Consider the following 24444-nt stretch of genomic DNA (forward strand, 5'->3'; position numbering starts at 1 on the left):
GCGTTGTCATCTTGCTGATATGTTTTTCGACTCAATAGACCACGAATAATATATTGGACAGCGTCCTCGCAAAATCGCATGCTTCGACAGACGTGCCGGCACTCCCCCAAACCAGAACACACACCCGGCATCCGAGACAAATCCACCGGAGGTCCCCCATGCCCTATAACCGTCGTTCGAAGCACATCACGCAAGGCGTCGCCCGTTCGCCCAACCGTTCGATGTACTACGCGCTCGGCTACGAGAAGGCCGACTTCGACAAGCCGATGATCGGCGTCGCCAACGGCCATTCGACCATCACGCCGTGCAACGCCGGCCTGCAGCGCCTGACCGACGCGGCCGTGGACGCCATCAGGCGCGCCGACGCGAACCCGCAGACCTTCGGCACGCCCACGATCTCGGACGGCATGTCGATGGGCACCGAAGGCATGAAGTACTCGCTCGTCTCGCGCGAAGTCATCGCGGACTGCATCGAGACCTGCGTGCAAGGCCAGTGGATGGACGGCGTGGTCGTGATCGGCGGCTGCGACAAGAACATGCCCGGCGGCATGATCGCGCTCGCGCGCATCAACGTGCCCGGCATTTACGTGTATGGCGGCACGATCCGCCCGGGTAACTGGAAGGGCCGGGCGCTCACCATCGTCTCGGCGTTCGAGGCCGTGGGCGAATTCACCGCGGGGCGCATGACCGAAGAGGATTTCGAAGGCGTCGAGAAAAACGCCTGTCCGTCCACGGGCTCGTGCGGCGGCATGTACACCGCGAACACGATGAGTTCGTCGTTCGAGGCGCTCGGCATGTCGCTCATGTATTCGTCGACGATGGCCAACCCCGACGCGGAGAAAGTCGACTCGGCGGCGGAATCGGCGCGCGTGCTGGTCGAGGCCGTCAAGCGGGACCTCAGGCCACGCGACATCATCACGAAGCAGTCGATCGAGAACGCCGTGGCACTCATCATGGCAACGGGCGGCTCGACCAACGCCGTGTTGCACTATCTCGCCATCGCGCATGCCGCGGAAATCGAATGGACCATCGACGACTTCGAGCGCATGCGCAAAAAGGTGCCGGTGATCTGCGACCTGAAGCCTTCGGGCCAGTACGTCGCGACCGACCTGCACGAGGCCGGCGGCATCCCGCAGGTGCTCAGGATCCTGCTCGATGCGGGCCTCCTGCATGGCGACTGCATCACCATCACGGGCAAGACCATCGCGGAAGAACTCAGGGACGTGCCGTCCACGCCGCGCGCGGATCAGAAAGTCATCTTCCCCATCAGCCAGGCGCTGTACAAGGAAGGCCATCTGGCCATCCTCAAGGGCAACCTCGCGACGCACGGCGCGGTCGCCAAGATCACCGGCCTGAAGAATCCGGTCATCACGGGCCCCGCGCGCGTGTTCGACGATGAGCAGAGCGCGATGGAAGCCATCCTCGCAGACCGGATCCAGGCGGGCGACGTCGTCGTGCTGCGCTATCTCGGCCCGAAGGGCGGCCCGGGCATGCCGGAAATGCTCGCGCCGACTTCGGCGATCATCGGCAAGGGGCTTGGGGAGTCGGTGGGGCTCATCACCGATGGCCGCTTCTCGGGGGGCACCTGGGGCATGGTGGTGGGCCACGTCGCGCCGGAAGCGTTCGACGGCGGCACCATCGCGCTCGTGCAGGAAGGCGACTCGATCACCATCGACGCTCACAGGCTCCTGCTGCAACTGAACGTGGACGACGCCGAACTCGCGCGCCGGCGCGCGGCCTGGAAGCAGCCCGCGCCGCGCTACACACGCGGGGTCATGGCGAAGTACGCAGCGCTCGCGCGCCCGGCGAACCAGGGCGCGGTGACGGGCTAAGCAGGGCTAAGCCAGGCGAGGGGCCCCCTCGAATCCTGACCTGCAGTCAGGCAAAGGGCGCACGTCCGGAACGTGCGCCCTTTGCTTTTATAATGCGACGACACAGCCGGCGCACACGCTGGCGGAGACCAGTATGAAACGGAAGTCGCAAGCGAAGAACAAGACAGCGACGCTCGCCGCCGCGCTTGCCATCGGCATTGCCGGCGCACTCGGGGCCATCCCGGCCCGCGCGCAGCATGGACCCGCCGGCCTCGCGCTCGCCCAGCAGCAGAACTGCATGAGCTGCCATTCGGTGACCCGCAATTTCATGGGTCCCGCCCTGCGCGATGTCGCCGCGAAGTACGCGGGCAAGCCCGACGCGCAGACCTATCTCACACACAAGATTCTGGAAGGCAGCACCGGCGTGTGGGGCACCGTGCCCATGCCGGCCAACACGCAGCTGAACCCCGCTCAGGCGGCCCAGCTCGCGAACTGGATCCTCACGCTCAAGTGAGGTGAACGGCGCGCTGGCGCGGGCGGCCGGTGACGGCTCGCCGCCGCACGCTCAAGTGCATCAGGCCGAAGGCGCCCGCCCCGCGCGCGCCGCCAACTCTTCGCGCACGGCGGCCTTCACCCAGTTCGTGAGTTCCGTTTCGAGCGCGAGACCGATTTCGCGCGACACCTGGCCCACGAGCCAGTTCGTATGCTCCTGCATCGCGGCGCTGCAGCGCGCCTCGATCACGGCGCGGCCTTCGCCGGTGAGCCAGGTCAGGCAGCGGCCGCGCAGGCGCTCGACGAGCGCGTCGGCGTCGTGCGCGAACAGGCCCTCCTCGCGCTCGGCCACGGCGGCCTGGACGGCAGCGGCCGTCGCGCTCTTCGCCTCCTCGACGTTGTGCGCGCGCAGCGGATTGCCGGCCACCATCACCTCGTTCAGGAGCGGAATCGCAGCCTCTTCCGAATCATTCATGCCGGACATGTTTACCTCCATCGATCGGGGCAGTCGGCCTTGCGCCGGTACGCCTCGCGCGTCCGGCCTTAGCCGCCCTGCCTGTAGTTGTTGAGCGCGTAACCGCGGTCGCGGTAGAAACGATAGCGCTCGCGGCCCGACGCGAGTTCGTCGGGCGCATCGCCAATCACTTCGAGCAGGCGCTCGAAGCGTGCGAACTGTGGCGGGACCTGGGCGCCGAGATTGAGCAGCACACGATGATGCGGCGCACGCTCGAGATCCGTTGCCAGCACGATGGGCGATTCGCCCGCGTGCGGGCTGCCGGCCATGCAGTGCGGCACGAAGTCGAGCGGCGAAAAGGTCCACAACATTTCGTCGAACGCGCGCAGGCGCGCGGGCTCGGCCAGCACCACCGCCTGCTGGCCCGCCTGATACGCCTTGCGCACGAGGCGGCACGCATACAGCAGCGAGTCGCCGACGTTCGTGTGGAAATCGATGCGCGTCATGCCCACACCACGTTACACACCGTCAGGTGGGCAGCAATCGCCATACCTGCCTTCATTGCCCGGCGCGATCGATCAGGAACTGGGCGAGCAGGGGCACCGGACGGCCCGTTGCCCCCTTGGCCGCGCCGCTCTTCCACGCGGTGCCCGCGATGTCGAGGTGCGCCCACGGGTAGTTTTCGGTGAAACGCGAGAGGAAGCACGCCGCCGTCACGCTGCCCGCCGGACGCCCGCCGATGTTGGCGAGATCGGCGAAGTTCGACTTGAGCTGGTCCTGATACTCGTCGTCGAGCGGCAGGCGCCAGGCCGGATCGTTCGCTTCGCGCGAGGCGTCGAGCAGCTCGCCTGCGAGTGCGTCGTCCTTCGAGAAGAGGCCGCTGTTGTGATGGCCGAGCGCGATGATGCAGGCGCCCGTGAGCGTGGCGATGTCGACCACCGCGGCCGGCTTGAAGCGCTCGGCGTAGGTGAGCGCGTCGCACAGGATCAGGCGGCCTTCTGCGTCGGTGTTGAGCACTTCGACCGTGAGGCCCGCCATCGTCGTGACGATGTCGCCTGGCTTCGTGGCGTTGCCCGCGGGCATGTTCTCGCAAGTCGGAATGATGCCGATCACGTTGAGCTTGAGCCCCATTTCGGCGACCGCGCGGATCGTGCCGAGCACCGAGCCCGCACCGCACATGTCGTACTTCATCTCGTCCATGCCCTCGCCCGGCTTGAGCGAAATGCCGCCGGTGTCGAACGTGATGCCCTTGCCGACCAGCACGATGGGCGCGGCCTTGGCGCTTGCGCCCTGATAGTGCAGCACGATGAACTGCGGCGGCTCGACCGAACCCTTCGTGACCGACAGAAACGAACCCATCTTGAGCGTCTCGATCTGACGCTGGCCGAGTACCTCGACCTTGAGCTTCCAGTCGCGCGCGAGCTTCTTGGCCGTGGCCGCGAGATAGGTCGGCGTGCAGACGTTGCCCGGCAGGTTGCCGAGGTCGCGCGTGAGGTCCATGCCGTTGGCGAGCGCGACAGCCTGCCTGGCAGCAAGCTTGGCGCCCTTCTCGTCGGCGGCGTCGATACTGAAGACCACGCGCTTCAAGGCCCGCTGCGAGACGTCGGGCTTGCTCTTCATCTGCGTGAAGCGATAGGTCTCGTTGCGCAGCGCGAGAATGGCGGTGCGCACGCCCCAGTCGCCCGTGCGCTCCTTCACCGGCAATTGCGCGAGCGTGAAGGTGGCCTGTGCGATTTTCGTGCCGATGATCGCGCGCCAGGCGGCCTTGACCGCGTCGCCGTAAGCCTTCTGGCCGAACGCGTCCTGCTTGCCGAGACCCACGAGCAGCACGCGCGAGGCGCCGATGCCGCTCACTTCCGGCAGGAACAGCGTGGAGCCGGCCTTGCCGTCGATGTCGCCGGCCTTGACGACGCGCGCGATCGCGCCGCCAATGGCGCTGTCGATTGCGAACGCCGGGCCCGAGAGCGTTTGCGCCTCGAACACGCCGACCACGACACAATCCGACTTGCCGCTCAGGAAGGTGCCTTCCCCGCCTTTGCTCCAGTCACAGGCTTTTATGCTAAAGTCCATCGCGCTTGTCCTCGGATAAAATCAGGGCTTAGGATGAAAGCCGCAATTATCCGCTATTTTTCCCGCGGCGGCTCCTGGGCGGTTGCGCGAGCTGCGCGCCTCCCGGCACGGGCCGCCCGCCCTGCCCATCAAGAATGATCTTCGAACGTTCCCTGCAGCGCGAACTCGCGTACACGGCCGGCGCCGTGTTCATGGTTCTGCTCACGATCATGCTGACGACGATGATGATCCGCATCGTCGGCTTCGCCGCGTCCGGTCAGATCGACCCGCGCGACGTGCTGGTTCTGATCGGACTCACCGTGATCGGCTACATGGCCGTCATGCTCATCGTCACGCTGTTCGTGTCGATCCTGTTCGTGCTTACGCGCTGGTACAGGGATTCAGAAATGGTCGTGTGGCTCTCCTCCGGGGTGAGCCTCGCGCGCCTGATCAAGCCGGTCGCGACCTTTGCCGCGCCGATCATCCTGCTCATCGTGTTCTTCGCGTTCATCGGCTGGCCGTGGTCGAATGCGCAAAGCAAGCTCATTCGCGCGCGCTTCCAGCAGCGCGATGAAGTCTCGCTGCTCGCGCCTGGCCAGTTCCGCGAATCGCCCACCACGCACCGCGTGTTCTTCATCGAGAGCATGAGCCCCGACCAGGCCCGCGTGGAGAACGTGTTCGTCACGAGCACGGAAAACGGCAAGGTGAGCGTGATCGTCTCGAAGACGGGCCACACCGAAACCATGCAGAGCGGCGAGCGCTTCGTCGTGCTCGAAAACGGCCGCCGCTACGACGGCGAGCCCGGCCATCCGGACTTTCGCATCAGCGAGTTCCAGCGTTATGGCGTGAAGATCACGAGCCAGCCGCTGGTGAACACGCCCTCGGCGAGCACCACGTCCACGCCGGGCCTGCTGCGCCACCCGACGAACGACAACCTGGGCGAACTCGCCTGGCGCGCCGGCCTGCCGCTCATCGCGATCAACCTGATGCTGCTCGGCATTCCGCTTGCCTACCAGAACCCGCGCCGCAGCCGCACGATCAATCTGGTGATGGCGGTGCTGATCTACCTCACCTATTCGAACCTGCTCAACGTCGTGCAGTCGCAGATCGAGCAAGGCAAGATGCCCTTCGGTGTCGGCCTCGTTCTGCTGCATGCCGTGGTGCTCGCGCTCGTCGTGTTCATCTTCTGGATACGCGTGCGCAACCGGCCGCTCTTCACACGTGCGATGTTCCGGCGCGCCTCTCCTGGAAACTGAGAGGGAAACTGACCGATGCGCATCTACGAAAAATACTTCGCCCGCCAGGTCTACCTGACGTTCATCTTCATCCTGTTCGCCTTCTCCGGCCTGTTCTTTTTCTTCGACCTCATCAACGAACTGAACTCGGTCGGCCACGGCAACTACAAATTCCAGTACGCGGTGCTGCGCGTGGCGCTCCAGGCGCCCTCGCGGCTCTACGAGATCATCCCGGTGGCGGCGCTCATCGCCGCGATCTACGTGTTCGCGCAAATGGCCGCGAACTCCGAGTACACGATCTTTCGCGTGTCGGGCCTCGCCACCAACCAGGCGCTGCGCTCGCTGCTCAAGATCGGCGTGCCGCTCGTGCTGCTGACCTACCTGATCGGGGAAGTGGTCGGCCCTTACACTGACCAGCTCTCCGAGCGCGTGCGTCTCGAGGCGTTGGGCTCGGCCGTGTCGAGCAACTTCCAGTCGGGCGTGTGGGTGAAGGACACGCTCACCGCGCGCGCCGACGGCGAGCAGGTCACGCGCTTCGTGAACGTCGGCGAACTGCTGCCCGACGCGACCATCACGAACGTGCGCATCTACGAATTCGATTCGCAGTTCCGGCTCTCCAACGTGCGCCTCGCGAAGAGCGGCACGTTCCAGCCGCCGGGGCACTGGCTGCTCAAGGACGTGACCGATACGCAACTGATCAGCGTGCCGCCGCCGCAGAACCAGCCGGTCGATGCGCTCAGTCCGGTCTATCGTGCCCAGCAATCGTCGGCGCCCGAATACTCGCTGCGCTCGGAGCTCACGCCGAACATCCTCTCGGTGCTGCTCGTTTCGCCCGACCGGATGTCGATGTTCAACCTGTTCCGCTACATCCAGCATCTGACCGAAAACCATCAGGACGCTCAGCGCTACCAGATCGCGTTCTGGCGCAAGCTGCTCTACCCGTTCGCCGTGTTCGTGATGCTCGTGCTCTCGCTGCCGTTCGCGTATCTGCATACGCGCGCGGGCGTGGTGGGTATGAAGGTGTTCGGCGGGATCATGCTCGGCATGAGCTTCCAGCTCGTCAACACGCTGTTCTCGCACGTGGGTACACTGAACACCTGGCCCGCGCCGCTCACGGCGGCGACACCCGGGCTCATCTATCTCGCGGTTGGGCTCATCGGGCTCAAATGGGTCGACCGGCATTGATGTCGCAGGCGTTCGGCTGCTAATTCGCACAACAGGCTCGCAAGCATGGGCATGCACGGCATGATTCTTTTCGGCCACGGCGCGCGCGACGCGCGCTGGCAAGAGCCGTTTCAGCGCCTGGCCACGAGGCTCGCCGCCGCGCGCGGCGATGCGGGGCCCGTTGGCCTCGCCTTTCTCGAACTCATGACGCCGAGCCTGCCCGACGCCATCGCCTCACAGGCCGCGGCAGGCTGCGACACGATCACGGTCGTGCCGGTGTTCTTCGGCCAGGGCGGCCACGTGCGCCGCGATTTGCCGGCGCTGATCGCGCAAAGCCAGAGCGCGCATCCGCGTGTGCGCCTGCGTTGTGCGGGGGCCGTCGGCGAGGACGACGCGGTGCTCGATGCGATCGTGCGGTACTGCATCGAAAACGACCACGACTAAAACCGCTCACGCATAAAAAAGCGGGCTCGCCTTTCAGCGAGCCCGTTTTGCTTTGCCGCCCTTTTTCGCGTGGCGCTTCAGGCCGCGGCGCGGCGGCCCCGATGGTCGTCCTGCGCTTCGTCTTCGCGTTGCGCGTGCCCTGAGCGTTTGGCGAACGCATCGCCGATCATGAGCAGGCTCGGCTGCACCGGGTCGAGCCAGTCCTGCGCCTCACCCGCTGCGAGACCGGCCAGTGTCAGCGTGAGCGTGCGCTCGCGCGCGGTACTGCAGGCTTCGACGATCGCCACGGGCGTCGCGCCCGCGCGGCCCGCCTCGATCAGCTGGCACGCGATCTCGGGCGCGCTGTCGCGGCCCATGTAGAACACGAGCGAATCGGCGTTGACCTGCTCGCGAATTGCTTCGCTGCCCGCCGCGCGCGAATACGTGGCGAGCGCAACGCTGCGCGCCACACCGCGCAGCGTGAGCGAGCGTTGCAGCGTCGCCGCGCTAGCCAGCGCCGCCGTGATGCCCGGCACGATTTCGAATTCGATGCCGGCCGCTTCGAGCGCGCGCATCTCCTCGTCGGCACGGCCGAACAGCATCGGGTCGCCGCCCTTCAGGCGCACGACCACGGCGTGCTCGCGCGCCGCGTCGACGAGTTGCTTGTTGATGAAGTGCTGCGCCGTGGAGCGCTGCCCGCAGCGCTTGCCGACCGCGATGAACTTCGCGGTCGGCGGCGCGTACTCGAGCATGGCCGGCTCGACGAGCGCGTCGTGCAGCACGACGTCGGCGCGCGCGAGCAGCCGCGCGCCGCGCACCGTGATGAGGTCCGCTGCGCCCGGTCCCGCGCCGATCAGATATACCTTGCCCATTTGCTTCGAATCCATTGGTTGCGTCCGCGCGCGGCCGCAATCTCGCGCAGCGCCTTACGCCGGGAACGCGCGGATCATGCCCGCGGCCACCGTGTGATGCGTCGCCTCGTCAATCAGCACGAATGCGCCGGTGCCAGGATTCGCATCATACAGGTCGCAGACGAGCGGCTTCTGCAGCGAAAGCGCCACGCGGCCGATATCGTTCATCGCGAGTTCGTGGCGGTCGGTGGCGTGCGAGAGCGTATGCACGTCGAGCACCTGCTTGACCGCGCCGACCTTCGCGAACACCGTGCTCGTGGTCTGCTTGAGCAGGTACTTGCGCTGCGGCGAGAGCGGCTCGTCGTCGAACCAGCAGAGGTCCGCTTCGAGCTTCTTCGCGGGTTGCACGGCATCGGCCGCAGGCACGAAGGTATCGCCGCGCGAAACGTCCACGTCCTCGGCGAGACGGATCGTGACGGTCTGGCCCGCGAACGCGCGGTCGACCTGCGCCGTGCCGCCCGTCACCGGCGCGATGATTTCGGCGACCGTTGCGCTGCGGCCGGCCGGCAGCACCGAGATGGCGTCGCCGAGCTTCACTTCGCCCGCTTCGACACGGCCCATGTAGCCGCGGAAGTCGTCGGCGCTGGAGCCGTCCTGGCGCGCGACCCACTGCACCGGGAAGCGCAGCGCTTCGCCCGTGGCCTGCGCGACCGGCAGTTGTTCGAGCACGTCGAGGAGCGGCTCGCCCGCGTACCACGGCATACGCTCGCTCGCAGCCACGATGTTGTCGCCCTTGAGCGCCGAAACCGGCACGAAACGCACGTCGTTGAGGCCGAGCTGGCGCGTGAGCGCGACATAGGCTTCGCGGATCAGATTGAACGTCGATTCGCTGTAGTCGACGAGATCCATCTTGTTGATCGCGACGATCACGTGCTGCAGGCCCAGCAGCTTGACGATGGCGCTGTGGCGCTTGGTTTGCGGCAGCAGTTGCGTCACGCCGTTCTCGACCGTCACGCGCGTGGGGTCGATCAGGATGATCGCGGCGTGCGCCGTGGAGGCGCCCGTCACCATGTTGCGCGTGTACTGCTCGTGGCCCGGCGTGTCGGCGATGATGAACTTGCGCCTGGCCGTGGCGAAGTAGCGATACGCCACGTCGATCGTGATGCCCTGCTCGCGCTCGGCTTCGAGGCCGTCGGTGAGCAGCGACAGATCGATCTCGTCGCCCACCGTGCGCTTGTTCTTCGCACGCGAAAGCGCGGAGAGCTGATCGCTCAGAACAGCCTTGCTGTCGTACAGCAGGCGGCCGATCAGTGTGCTCTTGCCGTCGTCCACGCTGCCCGCCGTGATGAAGCGCAGCACGCCGAGGTCTTCAGGTTGATGCGCGTTTTGCTCGATGCGAACCATGTCTAATCTTTCCTCTTGCGTGCTCTTTAGAAATAACCCTGCTTCTTGCGCTGTTCCATCGCGGCTTCCGACGCCTGGTCGTCCATGCGCGTCGCACCGCGTTCCGTGATCTCGGTCACGGCCGTCTCGGCGATGATCTTCTCGACGCTGTCGGCGTCGCTCGCCACCGGGCACGTGCAGCTGATGTCGCCCACGGTGCGAAAACGCACCTGCGCCATTTCGCTGACCTCGCCTTCCTTCATCGGCGTGAGCGGCGTGACCGGCACAAGCAGGCCGTTGCGGCGCACGATCTCGCGCTGGTGCGCGTAGTAGATCGACGGCAGCTCGAGCTTCTCGCGCTCGATGTATTGCCACACATCGAGTTCCGTCCAGTTCGAGATCGGGAACACGCGCAGGTGCTCGCCCTTGTGCAGGCGCGCGTTGTACAGGCTCCAGAGTTCCGGGCGCTGCGCTTTCGGGTCCCACTGGCCGAATTCGTCGCGGAACGAGAAGATGCGCTCCTTCGCGCGGGCCTTCTCTTCGTCGCGGCGCGCACCGCCGATCATCGCGGTGTAGCCGTATTCCTCGATGGTTTCCAGCAGCGTGACCGCTTGCGCGGCGTTGCGCGAATCGGTTTCGCGGCGCAGGCGCACGGTACCCTTCCTGATCGAATCTTCCACGTGACCGACTACGAGTTCCGCGCCGATTTCGGCTGCGCGGCGATCGCGGAAGTCGATCACTTCCTCGTAGTTGTGGCCCGTGTCGATGTGCACGAGCGGGAATGGCAGCGTGGTCTTGCGGTTCGCGCCGAGGCCAAACGCCTTGAGTGCGAGCGCCAGCACGACGACCGAGTCCTTGCCGCCCGAGAACAGCAGCGCCGGCTTGCTGCATTCGGCGACGAGTTCACGCAGGATGTGGATCGACTCGGCTTCGAGCCAGTCGAGATGGTCCATGCGGTTCGCCGTGACCTGGAGCGGCGCGTTCACTGCTGAGTCGAGCGTGGTGCTCATGTTCGGATCCTTCGTTGATTCGCGCCCTTTTTACGGGGCGCGCAGTACTCGGTATGCGGTAGCGCGCCGGTCTTCACGACGGCGCGACAAGCCTGAATCTTAGTTCGCCTGGCTGATTGACGACACATCGGACGACACTTCGACGACCGGAATAGCCGACACGGACGTGATGTGCAAGCCACATTCCTTCGTGTCGCGCGATTCCCACCACCAGCGGCCCGCGCGGCTGTCCTCGCCGGGACGGATGGCGCGCGTACAGGGCTCGCAGCCGATGCTCGGGTAGCCGCGCGCGTGCAGCGGGTTCACGGGCACGTCATTGGCGCGCAGGTAGGCCCAGACTTCGGCTTCGGTCCAGTCCGCGAGCGGATTGAACTTGTCGATACTGCGCGCTTCGTCGCGTTCCTCCTCGTGCAGCTCTGCGCGCGTGACCGACTGCTCGCGGCGCTGACCCGTGACCCATGCGGAAACGTTTGAGAGCGCGCGGTTCAGCGGCTCGACCTTGCGGATTTCGCAGCAGCGCTTGCGCAGATCGACGCTCTCGTAGAACGCGTTCAGGCCGTGCTGGGCGGCGTATTCGTCCACCGCATCCTGTTGCGGATGAAACTGCTCGATCTCGTAGCCGTAGCGCTCGCGCACCACGTCGATCATGCCCAGCGTTTCGGCGTGCAGGCGGCCGGTGTTCAGCGAGAAGATGCCGATTTTCACGCCGCGCGAAAGAATCGCGTGCGTGAGCAGCATGTCTTCGGCTGCGAGGCTGCTGGCCAGCTTCACGTCGGCGTGACGCGCCGCGATCGAATCGAGCAGCGCGTCGAGGCGCCCGATCTTCGCCTGCAGTTCGGCCGTGATTTCGTGCGCGACCGGGGTTGCGTCGATCGTCATGCTGCCGAACCTTGTTGCGCTTGTCGAGCCAGACGGCGGCGGAACAGCGGCGACGGCTCGTCGAATGCGCCCTGGTACTGCACCGTGAACTCCGTGAACGCCTTCAGCGCGTCGTGGATGTCCTTGTCGGCGCGCACGGCGAACGCATCGAAGCCGCAGCGCTCGTGAAAGCGCAGCTGATCGCGCAGCACGTCGCCGATCGCGCGCAGTTCGCCCTTGTAGCCATAGCGCTCGCGCAGCAGGCGGCCGATCGAGAAGCCGCGGCCGTCGCGGAACACGGGGAAGTCCACGCCGATCACCGCAAGCTTGTCGAAGTCTGCGGCAATATCGGCCGGTTCGCTGTCCGGCGCGAGCCATACGCCGAGTTCGTCCTTGCCGCGCGAAGCGAGAAGCGCGTCGCGTTGCGCCTGCCAGTAAGCGAGCGGAACCAGCACCTTGCCCGCGGGCAGCGCGGCGACCTCGGGCAATGCGCCGTCCTCGGCCGCACGCACGACTTGCCAGTTGTCTTCAACGATTTCGCGTTTTTTGATGATCAATGCCATTGCTCGAATCCCGTATCTCGTTGCGTGCTTCAGTTGCGTTCTTCAGGCGTGGGCCGGCTGGCGCGATGCGTACACGCGCTCCTTGAACGGCGCGATGCCGACGCGGTCGTACGTGTCGATGAAGCGCTCGCCGTCGATGCGCAGCTCGACGAACGTGTCGACCACCTTCTGGATCACGTCGGGCATCTCTTCCGCCGAGAACGACGGTCCGATCACGCGGCCAAGGCGCGCGCCATTGGCGCCGTTGCCCTGCTCGCCGCCGAGCGACACCTGGTACCACTCCGAGCCGTCCTTGTCGACGCCCAGAATGCCGATGTTGCCGACGTGGTGGTGACCGCACGAGTTCATGCAACCCGAGATGTTAAGCGACAGGTCGCCGAGATCGTAGACGAAATCGAGGTTGTCGAAGCGCTCCTGAATGGCCAGCGCGATGGGGATCGACTTCGCATTGGCGAGCGAGCAGAAGTCGCCGCCCGGGCACGCGATGATGTCGGTCAACAGGCCAATGTTCGCGGTCGCGAAACCCTGTGCCTTCGCCTTTTCCCACAGCGCGTACAGGTCGCGCTTCTTCACATCGGCGAGGATCAGGTTCTGCTCGTGCGAGACGCGGATCTGGCCGAACGAGTATTCGTCGGCCCAGTCGGCCACGGCGTCCATCTGCGCGTCGGTGGCGTCGCCCGGCGCGATGTCGCGCGGCTTGAGCGAGAGCGTGACCGACGCGTATCCCGGCACACGGTGCGGGCGCACGTTGCGCTCGACCCAGCGCGCGAACGCGCGGTTTTCGAGCAGATGCGTTTCGTACGACGTATCCGTGTCGGCGAGCTTGTCATATGCCGGCGGCGCGAAATACTGCGAGACGCGGTCGACTTCTTCCTGCGTGAGCGTCGAGGGGCCGTCCTTCAGGTGCTGCCATTCTTCTTCGACCTGCTCGGCGAACTTCGCGGGCGAGAGCGCCTTCACGAGGATCTTGATGCGCGCCTTGTACATGTTGTCGCGGCGGCCGTAGCGGTTGTACACGCGCAGCACGGCTTCGCAGTAGGTCAGCAGGTGCTGCCACGGCAGGTCGCGCTTGATGATGGCGCCGACGATGGGCGTGCGGCCGAGGCCGCCGCCTGCGAGGATGCTCGCGACGATTTCGCCCTTCTCGTTACGGTCGAGGTAGACGCCCAGATCGTGGATCTGCACGGCGGCGCGGTCTTCCTTCGTGCCGGAAACGGCGATCTTGAACTTGCGCGGCAGCCACGCGAATTCGGGATGGAACGTCGACCACTGGCGCAGGATTTCGGACCACGGGCGCGGATCGACGACTTCGTCGGGCGCGACGCCCGCGAACTGGTCGGCGGTGATGTTGCGGATGCAGTTGCCCGACGTCTGGATGCCGTGCATCTGCACCGAAGCCAGCTTGCGCAGGATTTCCGGCGTCTCTTCGAGCTTGATCCAGTTGTACTGGATGTTCGAGCGCGTCGAGAAGTGGCCGTAGCCGCGGTCGTGCTCGCGCGCGATCGTGGCGAGCATGCGGAGCTGGTCGCTGCGCAGGTTGCCGTACGGAATCGCGATGCGGTGCATGTAGGCGTGGCGCTGGTAATACAGGCCGTTTTGCAGGCGCAGCGGACGGAACTCTTCTTCGCTCAATTCGCCCGACAGGCGGCGGCGAACCTGGTCGCTGTATTGCGCGACGCGTTCGTCGACGATGGTCTGGTCGTACTGATCGTATTGGTACATTCGGGGACCCCAGGGTTTGGTTCAATCGCGGCGTTCCGGTTACGCCGCGCTCCGACTTCTCGACTTCGCTCTTTCCGCTCTGTCCTGCCTCCTGCAAGGCGGCCGCGCCTTCAATCGCGCCGGTCATTTGCTAATGACCAAAACAGATATCCATATTGGAAAAGTTGGAGGAATGGTAATAAACTCGCTTTATATTTCAAACGACTCAAAAATCAGGTCGATATGCAAACAGGTTATAAGGGTTATCTATGAACCTGCACCAGTTCCGCTTCGTGCGCGAGGCGGTACGCCAGAACTTCAACCTCACGGAAGCGGCCAAGGCACTGTATACGAGCCAGCCGGGCGTCTCGAAGGCGATCATCGAGCTGGAGGATGAGCTTGGGGTCGAAATCTTTACACGTCACGGCAAGCGTGTGCGCTCGCTCACCGAACCAGGCCGGATCATCCTCGCCTCGGTGGAGCGCATTCTGCAGGAGGTGGAGAGCCTCAAGCGCGTGGGCAAGGACTACGCGGCGCAGGACCAGGGCAACCTTACCATCGCCGCCACGCACACGCAGGCGCGCTACTCGCTGCCCGCCGCCATCGCCGAGTTCAAGCGGCGCTTTCCGAAGGTGCACCTGTCGATCCTGCAAGGCAGCCCCACGCAGGTCGCGGAAATGGTGCTCCATGACCAGGCCGATCTGTGCATCGCGACCGAGGCGATCTCGGGCTACAAGGAACTGGTGTCGCTGCCCTGCTTCACGTGGCATCACGTGGCGGTGATGCCGCCCGACCATCCGCTGCTCGAGCGCAAGCCGCTTTCGCTCGACGATCTGGCCCAATATCCGCTGATCACCTACGACAATGCGTTCGCCGGGCGTACCAAGATCAACGACGCGTTCCGCCTGCGCGGCCTCTCGCCCGACATCGTGCTGGAAGCCATCGACGCCGACGTGATCAAGACCTATGTCGAACTGGGCCTGGGCGTGGGGATCATGGCGGACATCGCCTTCAACGCCGAGCGCGACCGGCACTTGCGCGCCGTGCCCGTGGGGCATCTGTTCGGCAGCAACGTCACGCGCGTCGCGCTCAAACAGGGTGCTTACCTGCGCAGCTATGTCTATACGCTCGTCGAACTGCTTTCGCCGAGCCTGAACCGCAAGCTGATCGAGCAGGCGCTCAAGGGTGAGCACGAGACTTACGAGCTGTAGCGGGCCAATGCAGGATCGGCGCCGGAAGAATCAACAGACAAAATCCGCATTACAACAACATCACTTCTCGCTTTACTTTTCGCCTGGAGACTTAACGGATGAAGCCGCATTCCTTCCTGCGCCCGCTCGTCGTGGCCGCCGCCCTTGCCGCTGCCACTTTCGCACCGGCGGCCCACGCCGACATCAAGGTCGGCATCGACCTGTCGAGCACGGGACCGGCCGCCGCCATCGGCATCACGAGCAAGAACGCCATGCTGATGTGGCCCGACACGATCGCGGGACAAAAGGCCGACTACATCGTGCTAGACGACGGCTCGGACCCGGGGGCCGCCGTGCGCAACATCCACAAGCTCATCAACGAAGATCACGTGGACGTGATCGTCGGGCCGAATATCACGCCGGCGGCCCTCGCGGCGCTCGACCCGGTGGCGCAAGGCAAGACGCCGATGATCACGCTGGTCGGCTCGGGCTCGGTGGTCGAGCCGCAGCAGGGCGCGCGCGTGTGGGCCTTCAAGATGGCGCAGACCGATGCCGCGATGGCCGACGTCATGACGCGCTACATGGCCGCGCACGGTGTGAAGACGGTGGGCTTCATCGGCTTTGCCGACAGCTACGGCGACAGCTGGCTCAACGAATTCACGAAGTACGCGAAGGAGCGCAACATCCAGATCGTCGCGACCGAGCGCTACAACCGAACCGACGCGAGCGTGACGGGCCAGATCCTCAAGCTGATGTCGGCCAGACCCGACGCCATGCTGATTGCCGGCGCAGGCACGCCGACCGTGCTGCCGCAACGCACGCTGATCGAGCGCGGCTACAAGGGGCCGATCTACCAGACGCACGGCATTGCCACGCCTGAATTCATCAAGCTGGGCGGCAAGGACGTGGAAGGCACCCTGTTCCCGACCCAGCCCGTAGTAGTGGCGCGCACGCTGCCCGCCGACCAGCCGGCGCAAAAGGCGGCGCTCGCCTTCGTCGATGCCTATGAGGCGAAGTACGGCCCGGGCACGGTCACGCAATTCGCAGGCGACGCGGCTGGCGTGTACCCGCGCCTGCAGGACGCGGTTGCCCGCGCGCTCAAGACCGCGCAGCCGGGCACGGAGGCGTTCCGCGTGGCGTTGCGCAGCGAGCTGGAGCACGCGCACGAAGTGGTCGTGCCCAACGGCATGGTGAACACGAGCCCGACGGACCACGTAGGCCTCGACCAGCGCGCGAGCGTGATGGGCACGGTGCGCGGGGGCAAGTTCGTGTATCTGGGGCAGTAGCCTCTTCGCTCAATTCATCCGAATGGCCGGTCACGGCCGCACGATGCTGCGCCAGGCACCGCCCGCCGCGCTGCTCGCCAGCACGGCCTCGATAAAGCGCAGCCCTTCCACGCCGTCGTCGACCGTCGTCAGCAGCCGGCTCTCGGGTGGCGCGGGCTCGCCGGCCTCGCGCGCGAGGATCTGCACGGCAGCATCGCGATAGAGCTGCGCGAACGCCTCCAGATAGCCTTCCGGATGCCCCGGCGGCACGCGCGTGGCGTGCCGTGCGGCGGCCCCTGTCACGCGGCCGCGCGTGAGGCGCTGCGCCTCGCCGCCCTGGGGCGTGTACCACAGCACGTTTGGCTCCTCCTGATCGAACGCGAGGCTCGCCTTCGTGCCATATACGCGCAGCCGCAACGCGTTCTCCGCCCCGCTCGCCACCTGGCTTGCCCACAGCATGCCGCGCGCGCCGTTGGCGTAGCGCAGCATGGCCTGCACATGATCGTCCACGCGCCGGCCGGGCACGAAGGTATGCACTTCTGCCGCGAGGGCTTCCGGCACGAGCCCACTCACGAACGCCGCCAGCTGCCAGGCATGCGTGCCGATGTCGCCCAGACACCCCGCCGGCCCCGCGAGCGCCGGATCGGTGCGCCACATGGCCTGACGGTTCGCGCCGCTCGTCTCGACGGGAGTGGCGAGCCAGTCCTGCGCGTACTCGACCTGCACGATGCGTACTTCGCCAATCTCACCCGCCTCGACCCGTTCACGCGCATGCCGCACGAGCGGATAGCCCGAATACGTATGCGTGAGCGCGAACACGAGATTCGCGTCGCGCGCGTGTTGCGCGAGCGCTTCGCCCTCGGCGAGCGAGACCGCGAGCGGCTTGTCGCAGATCACGTGAATGCCCGCCTCCATGAACGCGTGCGCCACCGGCGCGTGCAGATGGTTCGGCGTGACGATGGCCACCGCGTCGATGCCATCCTCGCGCGCGCCTTCCACGCTCGCCATCTCGCGCCAGTGGTCATAGCTGCGCGCGAGGCCAAGTGCCTCGGCGCTCGACTGCGCGCGCGCCGCATCGGACGACAGTGCGCCGGCGACGAGTTCGAAACTATCGTCAAGCCGCGCCGCGATGCGGTGCACGGCGCCGATAAACGCGCCCTCGCCGCCGCCGACCATCCCGAGCCTGAGTCTTCGTGTCATTGCGTGTCTCCTGCGAGAGTCGCGTTCAGAGGCCCAGCACGCCCTTCACCTGCGCCGCATCGACGCCGCTGCCCGCGAAGTCGTCGAACGCGTGCCCGGCCACGCGGATGAGGTGCCGCCTGATGAAATCGGCGCCTTCGCGCGCGCCGTCGTGCGGATGCTTGAGCGCGCACTCCCATTCGAGCACCGCCCAGCCCGGATAGTCGTACTGCGTGAGCTTCGAGAAGATCGCGCCGAAGTCGATCTGCCCGTCGCCGAGTGACCGGAAGCGCCCGGCGCGCTCGACCCATCCGCTGTAGCCTCCGTACACGCCTTGCTTGCCCGTGGGGCGGAATTCCGCATCCTTCACATGAAAGGCCTTGATACGCGCGTGATAGATGTCGATGAACGCCAGGTAATCGAGCTGCTGCAGCACGAAGTGGCTCGGGTCGTAGAGGATGTTCGCGCGGGGATGATCGCCCACCGCCGCAAGAAAGCGCTCGAACGTCACGCCGTCGTGCAGGTCCTCGCCCGGATGCAGTTCGTAGCAGACGTCCACGCCCGCCGCATCGAACGCGTCGAGAATCGGCCGCCAGCGGCGCGCGAGTTCGTCGAAGGCGGTTTCGACGAGACCCGCCGGACGCTGCGGCCACGGATAGACATACGGCCAGGCGAGCGCGCCCGAAAACGTCACGTGTGCGCCAAGCCCCAGATTCTTCGAGGCGCGCGCAGCCAGCATCAACTGCTCGATGGCCCATGCCGTGCGCGCTTCGCGGTCTCCCCGCACCTGCGGCGGCGCGAAGCCGTCGAACAGCGTGTCGTAGGCGGGATGCACGGCCACGAGTTGCCCTTGCAGATGCGTGGACAGCTCGGTGATCGTCACGCCCGCGTCGTCGGCCTGCTGGCGCAGGTCGTCGCAGTACGCCACGCTCGAGGCGGCCTGCGCGAGATCGACGAGGCGCGCATCCGCGGGCACCTGGATGCCCTTGTAGCCGAGCTGGGCCGCCCAACCGGCCATGTGCGCGAAGCTGTCGAACGGCGCGTCGTCGCCGAGAAACTGCGCGAGGAAAATCGCTGGGCCCTTGATCGTCTTCATCGCAAGACCTGTCCTCAGAAAGGCGAATCGGGGAAGTAGAACTGCTTCGCATTCTCTTTGGTGATGAGCACCGAAGGAATGATCGTGGTGGGCGGCAGCGACTTGCCCTGCAAGCGGGCTTCGGCCGTGAGCTTGATCGCGTCGTAGATGAACTTCGGCGAATACGACACATCGGCCTTGATGAGTGGATCGCCGTCCATCACGCGCTTGACCATCTCCTTCGAACCTGCGCCGCCGAACACGATCCTGATGTCGTTGCGCTTCGCCTGATCGATCGCCTTGAGCACCCCCACGGCCATGTCGTCGTCGGCAGCCCAGACGGCGTCGATGTGCTTGAAGCGCGTGAGGTAGTCCTGCATCGTGCGGAACGCGTCGTCGCGGTTCCAGTTCGCGTACTTGGCGTCGAGGATCCTGATGCCCGGATAGTTCTTCATCACCGACGTGAACGCAGTCCAGCGCTCGTTGTCGAGCGTCGTCGGAATGCCGCGCAGCGCGACGATGTCGCCCTTGCCGCCCAGCTGCTTCGCGAGGTATTCAGCGGGAATCCTGCCGAACGCCGTGTTGTCGCCCGCAACGTAGGCATCCTGCGCGCTCGTGTCGGTCAGGCCGCGATCGACCACCGTCACGTACACGCCCTGCTTCTTCACCTGCGCAACCGGCTGCGTAAGCGACGCCGATTCATACGGGAAGATCACGAGCGCGTTGATCTTGTTGACCGTCACGAGGTCCTGCAGCTGGTTCGCCTGATCGGGCGCGTTCGCCGCCGTCTTGACGATGACCTTGAGGTCCGGGTGCGCCTTTTCGAGATCCTTCTTCGCCTCGTTCGCCCACCAGACAATGCCACCGGTGAACCCATGGTCGGCCGTGGGAATCGCCACGCCCAGCGTGACCTTGTCGTCGGCGCGCGCCGCGCCCGCACCGAAGGTCGCCGCTACGCCAAGCGCGAGCGCGCCCGCACACATCGTTCGAATCATCTTCTTCATGATGCCGTCTCCTTTTCGTCCTTTGCGTCCTTTTCGTCCTTGCCGTGCGCTCCCGCGCCCCTTCCTTCGTTGCGTTTTCGCTGCCTCCTTCGACTTTCCCGCCGCCCTGCCAGCTCTGCTTCGACATCGCTACCGTCTGCCGCGCTGCAGGAAGGCCACCGCAATGATCGCCACGCCCTGCACCGCCGCATTCAGATACACGCTGATGATGCTCGTGAGATTGAGAATATTGGCGATGACCGAGAGCAGCACCGCGCCGACCACGGTGCCCGCCACGCGCCCTTCGCCGCCCTTGAGCGCCGTGCCGCCCACCACCACGGCGGCGATCGCCTCCAGTTCCCACAACAGGCCCGTCGTCGGTGTGGCCGAGCCGAGGCGCGGCACATAGAGCACCGTCGCTACGCCCACGCACACGCCCAGCAGCACGTAGGTTGCGCACTTCACGCGATCGACGCGGATCGCCGCATAGCGCGCGACCTGCTCGTTCGAGCCGATCGCCTGGACGTGGCGCCCGAACGCCGTGCGGTTGAGAATGAGCGCGCCGCCCGCCGCCGTGAGCGCGAATACCCACACGGGCACCGGAATGCCAAAGAGGCTCGCGTAATAGACCGGCCCGTAGAGATCGACGAGATTGTTCTGCAGCGTGAGCGCGCCGCCGTCGGCCAGCCACGTGAGCACCGAGCGGAAGATGCCGAGCGTGCCGAGCGTCACGATGAAAGGCTCGATGCGCCCGCGCGTGATCAGCAAGCCATGCGCGAGCCCGAAGACCGCGCCGAGCACGAGCGCGATCGCCATGCCGATCGCGACGATCGCCAAAGGCGCAACCGCATGTTCGCCCGCGGCCAGCGTATTCATGACCCAGATCATCACGCCCGCGATCAGCGCGGCCATCGAGCCGACCGACAGATCGATGCCGCCCGAAATGATCACGAACGTCATGCCCACGGAAATGATGCCGATGAACGAGGTGCGCGTGAGCACGTTGAGCAGGTTGCCGGCGGTGGCGAAATCGCGGTTGAGCAGCGTGCCGAGCACGCACAGCAGGATCAGGCCGATGAGCGGACCGACGCCCGCGAGGCGGTGCACGAATCGCGCCGCGGCCGAGCGCGCGCCACGGCCCTCGGACGCTGCGTCAGTGGGTGCCGGTTGCATGGGCGATCAGCTCCTCTTCGTTCAGATGTTCGTGCCCGAGCGTGGCGACGAGCCGGCCCCCGCGCATCACGGCTACGCGATGCGCGAGGCCGATCAGCTCGACCAGTTCGGACGAGATCACGACGACCGCGCGCCCCGAGGCCGCGAGCCGCTGGATCAGGAAATAGATGTCGCGCTTCGCGCCCACGTCCACGCCGCGAGTGGGCTCGTCGAGCACGATCACGCGCGGGTCGGGCTGCAGGAACTTGGCGAGCGCGAGCTTCTGCTGGTTGCCGCCCGAGAGCATGCGTGCGCGGCTGTCGAGGTCGCCCGTGCGGATGCCGAATTCGCGCACCGCCTTCTCCAGCGCGCGGCGGCCCGCCTTGAGGTCGAGCAGCGGGTGACCGTAGCGCTCGAGCGTCATGAGCGTGAGGTTGTCCTGCAGCGTGAGGTTCATGTGCAGGCCGCGGCCTTTTCTGTCTTCGCTCAGGTACGTGAGGCCGTGGCGCATCGCGTCGCGCGGATGGCGCAGCGTCACGGCGCGGCCATCGATCTCGATCTCGCCCGCGTGCTTGTGGCGCAAGCCCACGATCGCCTCGAACGCCTCGGTGCGCCCCGCGCCCACGAGTCCCGCGAAGCCGAGAATCTCGCCTGCGCGCACCTCGAAGCCCAGACCCTCGACCCAGCCCGGCACGGCGAGATGCGTCACGCGCAGCGCGACGGGGGCAGTTTCGGGCGCCGCGCCTTTCTCCGGAAACATGTCGGAGACGTCGCGGCCCACCATGAGGTTCGCCATCTGCTGGCGCGCGAGCCCCGCCGTCGCGCTCGCGGCCACGAAGCGGCCGTCGCGCATCACGACCACGTCGTCGGTGATGCTTTCCACCTCGTCGAGCTTGTGCGAGATGTAGACGAGCGTCGTGCCGGATGCGCGCAGTTTCGTCATGAGCGCGAAAAGGCGCGCGGTTTCGGCGGGCGTGAGCGTGGCCGTGGGCTCGTCCATGATGAGCAGGCGCGCGTGTCGCGAGAGCGCCTTGGCGATCTCCACGAGCTGTTTTTCCGCGACGATGAGCTCGCGCACCTTCACGTCCGGGTCGCGCGCGAGGCCGACCTGCGCGAGCAGTTCGCGCGCTTCGCGGCGCATGGCGGCGTCGTCGACGAGCCAGCCTTTGCGCTTCTCGTGGCCGAGGAAGATGTTCTGCGCGATCGTCAGGTGCTCGGCCAGGTTGAACTCCTGGTGGATCAGCACGATGCCGGCGGCTTCGGCCTCGCGCGAGCCGTCGAAGCGGCGCACCACGCCGTCCACCAGCATCTCGCCCGCGCTCGCGTTTTCGTAGCCCGCGAGAATCTTCATGAGCGTGGACTTGCCTGCGCCGTTCTCGCCCAGGAGGCCGTGAATGCGCCCCGGCGCGAGCTCGAAGCTCACGCCGTGCAGCACGCGCACGGGACCGAAGTCCTTGCGGATGTCGTTGAACTTCACGGCGACGCTCATGCGCGTGCGCTCCTCCAGTGGCCTTGTCGGCGGGTTTTGGCGGGCGGCCTTTTTTCGCCGCCCGCCTCAACACCGCTGGTCTCCCCTGCTATGTGTTCGCTTACCTTCGCTGCCTTCACCCGCTCTCGCGCACCACCAGCCTGTGCGGCAGCAGCACGCCCGGCACGCTCGCGCGCGGGTCCGCGAAACACCGCAGCAACAGGCGCGCGGCGGTCTCGCCCAGTTCCCGCATGGGCTGCGCGATCGTCGTGAGCGGCGGGTCGATCTGCGCGGCGAGCGCGATATCGTCGAAGCCGACCACGGCGACGTCGTGCGGCACGCGCCGTCCCGCGCCGCGCAGGCCGTTGATCACGCCCACCGCGAGCGTGTCCGACACCGCGAAGATCGCGTCGGGCGCCTCGCCCGCCGGCAACTGCATGAGCGCCGCGGCGGCCTGCGCGCCCGCCTCGTAGTCGAGGCAGTTCACGTTCACGCGCCAGGCGTCGCGCATGGCGATGCCCGCTTCGCCGAGCGCGTCGCACCAGCCGTCGCGGCGCTGCTGTGCGTAGAGGTAGTGCTCGTCGGAGTTGATGAGCGCGACACGTCGCCGCCCCCGCGCAATCAGATGCCGCACGGCCTCGTGCGCGGCCCGGTAGTTGTCGATGCCCACATACGGCACGCCCACGTCCGGATCGAACTCGCAGCACGCGACCCACGGCAGCGCCGTCGATTCGGCGGCCAGCGCATGTTGCACGGTTGCCGGGTCAAGGCAGATCGCGCCGTCCGCGCGATGGCGGCGCAGCAGGTCGAAGTAGCTGCGCTCGCGGCCGGCGTCGGCGCCCGTGTCGCACAGCAGCAGGAAAAAACCGTGCGCTCGCGCGACGCTGTCGATGCCGCGCACGATCTCCGCATAGAACGGGTTGCCGAAGTCGGGCACCATCGTCAGGAGCAGACGGCTTTCGGCGGTGCGCAGGTTGCGCGCGAGTTCGTTCACGCGGTAGCCGCTCATCTCGATCTCGGCGAGCACGCGCTCGCGCGTCGCGGCGCGCACGTTCGCATGGCCGTTGAGCACGCGCGACACCGTGGCGACCGAGACGCCCGCGCGCTGCGCCACCGCCGCGATCGAGCCGCCGCGCGCGGCGATGCCGGCGCTGGCGTCTTCGTGCTGCGGCTGCGGTGATCGGGACGAACGGAGGGACATGGGCGAAGTCAGGCGCAACCAAACGCGAGCGGAAATGTAATCGATTACATTTTTGGTACGAGAACCGCAAAACAGCAAGGCGCACGAAGCCAGGACAAACACCGATCCGTCCGTGCTCTCCGCCCGCCGCCGGGCTGCCGGCGGCGCGGCCAGGCCAGAAGCCGGTTTGCTACAATTCTGCGATTGCCCGGCGCCCTTTTGCCGGGCTTCGACACGAACCGACACGAACCGATCCCGACCACAACGCCGAGTCAACATGAACATCGAACAAGCGCGTTTCAACATGATCGAACAGCAGATTCGCCCCTGGGAAGTGCTCGACCAGGACGTGCTGAACCTGCTGTCGATCGTCAAGCGTGAGCATTTCGTCCCCGAGGCCTATGCCGCCCTCGCGTTCGCCGACCTCGAAGTGCCGCTGCCGAACGGCCAGCACATGATGGCGCCGCGCGTCGAAGCGCGCGTGCTGCAGGAGCTCGCGGTGAAGAAGCATGAGAGCGTGCTGGAAATCGGCGCGGGCTCCGGCTACATGGCGGCGCTGCTCGCGCACCGCGCGCAGAAGGTGCTGACCGTGGAGATCGACACGGAACTCGCCGAATTCGCGCGCGCGAACTTCGTCAGGAACGGTGTGCTCAACGCCGAAGTCGCGCTCGGCGACGGCGCGCGCGGCTGGGCCGCGAATGCGCCGTACGACGTGATCTGCGTCTCGGGCGGCCTGCCGGTCGTGCCGCAGGAACTGCTCGAGCAGCTCAAGGTGGGCGGACGTCTGGCCGCTTTCGTGGGCGGCGCGCCCGTCATGGAAGCGCAGATCATCACGCGCATCGACGAGAAGCAGTTCCGCATCGCCGGCGTGTTCGAGACGTATGTCGAACCGCTGCAGAACGCCGTGCATCCGCCGCGCTTCAAGTTCTGAGCGCGGCCAACCTGTCGCATCGCCGGG

At 66.2% G+C, this 24444-nt stretch carries 23 protein-coding genes; 8 read left to right on the top strand and 15 right to left on the bottom strand.

Annotated elements, in window-relative coordinates; all coding sequences use genetic code 11:
• Positions 1 to 158: 158 nt before the first annotated feature.
• Entirely contained in the window at positions 159 to 1832 is a 1674-nt protein-coding gene (gene ilvD, locus C7411_RS32515) for a dihydroxy-acid dehydratase (RefSeq protein ID WP_110388226.1), read from the top strand.
• Between the two features lie 133 nt (positions 1833 to 1965).
• A complete protein-coding gene (locus tag C7411_RS32520) occupies positions 1966 to 2325 on the top strand; it encodes a c-type cytochrome (RefSeq protein WP_110388227.1) in 360 nt (119 codons plus the stop codon).
• 60 nt (positions 2326 to 2385) lie between these two features.
• On the opposite strand, the gene C7411_RS32525 is transcribed toward C7411_RS32520, so the two are convergent.
• Genes C7411_RS32525 through C7411_RS32535 form a run of 3 tightly spaced genes read right to left on the bottom strand, consistent with a single transcriptional unit; the run spans position 2386 to position 4827 of the window.
• Entirely contained in the window at positions 2386 to 2787 is a 402-nt protein-coding gene (locus C7411_RS32525; protein WP_243413422.1) for a DUF2486 family protein, read from the bottom strand.
• A gap of 59 nt (positions 2788 to 2846) precedes the next feature.
• On the bottom strand, positions 2847 to 3263 hold the full coding sequence (locus tag C7411_RS32530; RefSeq protein ID WP_110388275.1) for a DNA polymerase III subunit chi: 417 nt from the start codon (positions 3261 to 3263) through the stop codon (positions 2847 to 2849).
• A gap of 52 nt (positions 3264 to 3315) precedes the next feature.
• Complete coding sequence (locus C7411_RS32535; protein ID WP_110388229.1) at positions 3316 to 4827, bottom strand: leucyl aminopeptidase; 1512 nt, start codon at positions 4825 to 4827, stop codon at positions 3316 to 3318.
• 134 nt (positions 4828 to 4961) lie between these two features.
• On the opposite strand from C7411_RS32535, the gene lptF reads away from it, so the two are divergent.
• The 3 genes from lptF to C7411_RS32550 are packed head-to-tail and all read left to right on the top strand — an operon-like array spanning position 4962 to position 7649.
• Positions 4962 to 6062: an LPS export ABC transporter permease LptF gene (gene lptF / locus C7411_RS32540; protein WP_110388230.1), complete on the top strand. Its 1101-nt coding sequence runs from the start codon at positions 4962 to 4964 to the stop codon at positions 6060 to 6062.
• A 15-nt stretch (positions 6063 to 6077) separates the two neighbouring features.
• Complete coding sequence (lptG, locus tag C7411_RS32545; RefSeq protein WP_110388231.1) at positions 6078 to 7226, top strand: LPS export ABC transporter permease LptG; 1149 nt, start codon at positions 6078 to 6080, stop codon at positions 7224 to 7226.
• Positions 7227 to 7271: 45 nt separating this feature from the next.
• Complete coding sequence (locus C7411_RS32550) at positions 7272 to 7649, top strand: sirohydrochlorin chelatase (RefSeq protein ID WP_110388232.1); 378 nt, start codon at positions 7272 to 7274, stop codon at positions 7647 to 7649.
• A gap of 77 nt (positions 7650 to 7726) precedes the next feature.
• Here C7411_RS32550 and cobA read toward each other — a convergent pair whose 3' ends face one another.
• The 6 genes from cobA to C7411_RS32580 form a co-directional block, all read right to left on the bottom strand.
• The gene (cobA, locus tag C7411_RS32555) at positions 7727 to 8500 is read right to left on the bottom strand and encodes a uroporphyrinogen-III C-methyltransferase (RefSeq protein ID WP_110388276.1); all 774 of its coding nucleotides are present in this window, start codon (positions 8498 to 8500) and stop codon (positions 7727 to 7729) included.
• Between the two features lie 54 nt (positions 8501 to 8554).
• Positions 8555 to 9883 carry a sulfate adenylyltransferase subunit 1 gene (locus tag C7411_RS32560; protein ID WP_110388233.1) on the bottom strand — a complete coding sequence of 443 codons (1329 nt, stop codon included), beginning with the start codon at positions 9881 to 9883 and terminating at the stop codon, positions 8555 to 8557.
• 26 nt (positions 9884 to 9909) lie between these two features.
• Positions 9910 to 10872: a sulfate adenylyltransferase subunit CysD gene (gene cysD / locus C7411_RS32565; protein WP_110388234.1), complete on the bottom strand. Its 963-nt coding sequence runs from the start codon at positions 10870 to 10872 to the stop codon at positions 9910 to 9912.
• Positions 10873 to 10971: 99 nt separating this feature from the next.
• The gene (locus tag C7411_RS32570; protein ID WP_110388235.1) at positions 10972 to 11751 is read right to left on the bottom strand and encodes a phosphoadenylyl-sulfate reductase; all 780 of its coding nucleotides are present in this window, start codon (positions 11749 to 11751) and stop codon (positions 10972 to 10974) included.
• Positions 11748 to 12293 carry a DUF934 domain-containing protein gene (locus C7411_RS32575; protein ID WP_110388236.1) on the bottom strand — a complete coding sequence of 182 codons (546 nt, stop codon included), beginning with the start codon at positions 12291 to 12293 and terminating at the stop codon, positions 11748 to 11750. The genes C7411_RS32570 and C7411_RS32575 overlap by 4 nt, the downstream gene beginning before the upstream one ends.
• Before the next feature lie 42 nt (positions 12294 to 12335).
• On the bottom strand, positions 12336 to 14015 hold the full coding sequence (locus C7411_RS32580; RefSeq protein WP_110388237.1) for a nitrite/sulfite reductase: 1680 nt from the start codon (positions 14013 to 14015) through the stop codon (positions 12336 to 12338).
• Between the two features lie 248 nt (positions 14016 to 14263).
• On the opposite strand from C7411_RS32580, the gene C7411_RS32585 reads away from it, so the two are divergent.
• Positions 14264 to 15205 carry a CysB family HTH-type transcriptional regulator gene (locus C7411_RS32585; protein ID WP_042268755.1) on the top strand — a complete coding sequence of 314 codons (942 nt, stop codon included), beginning with the start codon at positions 14264 to 14266 and terminating at the stop codon, positions 15203 to 15205.
• A gap of 98 nt (positions 15206 to 15303) precedes the next feature.
• Positions 15304 to 16470, top strand: a complete 1167-nt coding sequence (locus C7411_RS32590; protein ID WP_110388238.1) for an ABC transporter substrate-binding protein — start codon at positions 15304 to 15306, stop codon at positions 16468 to 16470.
• 30 nt (positions 16471 to 16500) lie between these two features.
• On the opposite strand, the gene C7411_RS32595 is transcribed toward C7411_RS32590, so the two are convergent.
• The 6 genes from C7411_RS32595 to C7411_RS32620 all read right to left on the bottom strand — a co-directional run bounded on the left by C7411_RS32595 (position 16501) and on the right by C7411_RS32620 (position 23507).
• Entirely contained in the window at positions 16501 to 17649 is a 1149-nt protein-coding gene (locus C7411_RS32595) for a Gfo/Idh/MocA family protein (RefSeq protein WP_243413423.1), read from the bottom strand.
• A gap of 25 nt (positions 17650 to 17674) precedes the next feature.
• Positions 17675 to 18724 (bottom strand): sugar phosphate isomerase/epimerase family protein, encoded by a 1050-nt coding sequence (locus C7411_RS32600; RefSeq protein ID WP_110388240.1) that lies wholly within the window; start codon positions 18722 to 18724, stop codon positions 17675 to 17677.
• 14 nt (positions 18725 to 18738) lie between these two features.
• Positions 18739 to 19707, bottom strand: coding sequence for a substrate-binding domain-containing protein (locus tag C7411_RS32605; protein ID WP_110388241.1), 969 nt, complete (start codon positions 19705 to 19707; stop codon positions 18739 to 18741).
• 129 nt (positions 19708 to 19836) lie between these two features.
• Positions 19837 to 20859 carry an ABC transporter permease gene (locus C7411_RS32610; RefSeq protein WP_110388242.1) on the bottom strand — a complete coding sequence of 341 codons (1023 nt, stop codon included), beginning with the start codon at positions 20857 to 20859 and terminating at the stop codon, positions 19837 to 19839.
• Positions 20840 to 22327 (bottom strand): sugar ABC transporter ATP-binding protein, encoded by a 1488-nt coding sequence (locus C7411_RS32615; RefSeq protein WP_110388243.1) that lies wholly within the window; start codon positions 22325 to 22327, stop codon positions 20840 to 20842. Before C7411_RS32615 ends, C7411_RS32610 begins: the two co-directional genes overlap by 20 nt.
• A gap of 115 nt (positions 22328 to 22442) precedes the next feature.
• On the bottom strand, positions 22443 to 23507 hold the full coding sequence (locus tag C7411_RS32620) for a LacI family DNA-binding transcriptional regulator (protein ID WP_110388244.1): 1065 nt from the start codon (positions 23505 to 23507) through the stop codon (positions 22443 to 22445).
• A gap of 256 nt (positions 23508 to 23763) precedes the next feature.
• Here C7411_RS32620 and C7411_RS32625 point away from each other — a divergent pair, with 256 nt between their 5' ends.
• Positions 23764 to 24417, top strand: a complete 654-nt coding sequence (locus C7411_RS32625) for a protein-L-isoaspartate O-methyltransferase family protein (RefSeq protein ID WP_110388245.1) — start codon at positions 23764 to 23766, stop codon at positions 24415 to 24417.
• Positions 24418 to 24444 lie beyond the last annotated feature (27 nt).

It is taken from the genome of Paraburkholderia silvatlantica, assembly GCF_003096715.1.
Taxonomy (GTDB): domain Bacteria; phylum Pseudomonadota; class Gammaproteobacteria; order Burkholderiales; family Burkholderiaceae; genus Paraburkholderia; species Paraburkholderia silvatlantica.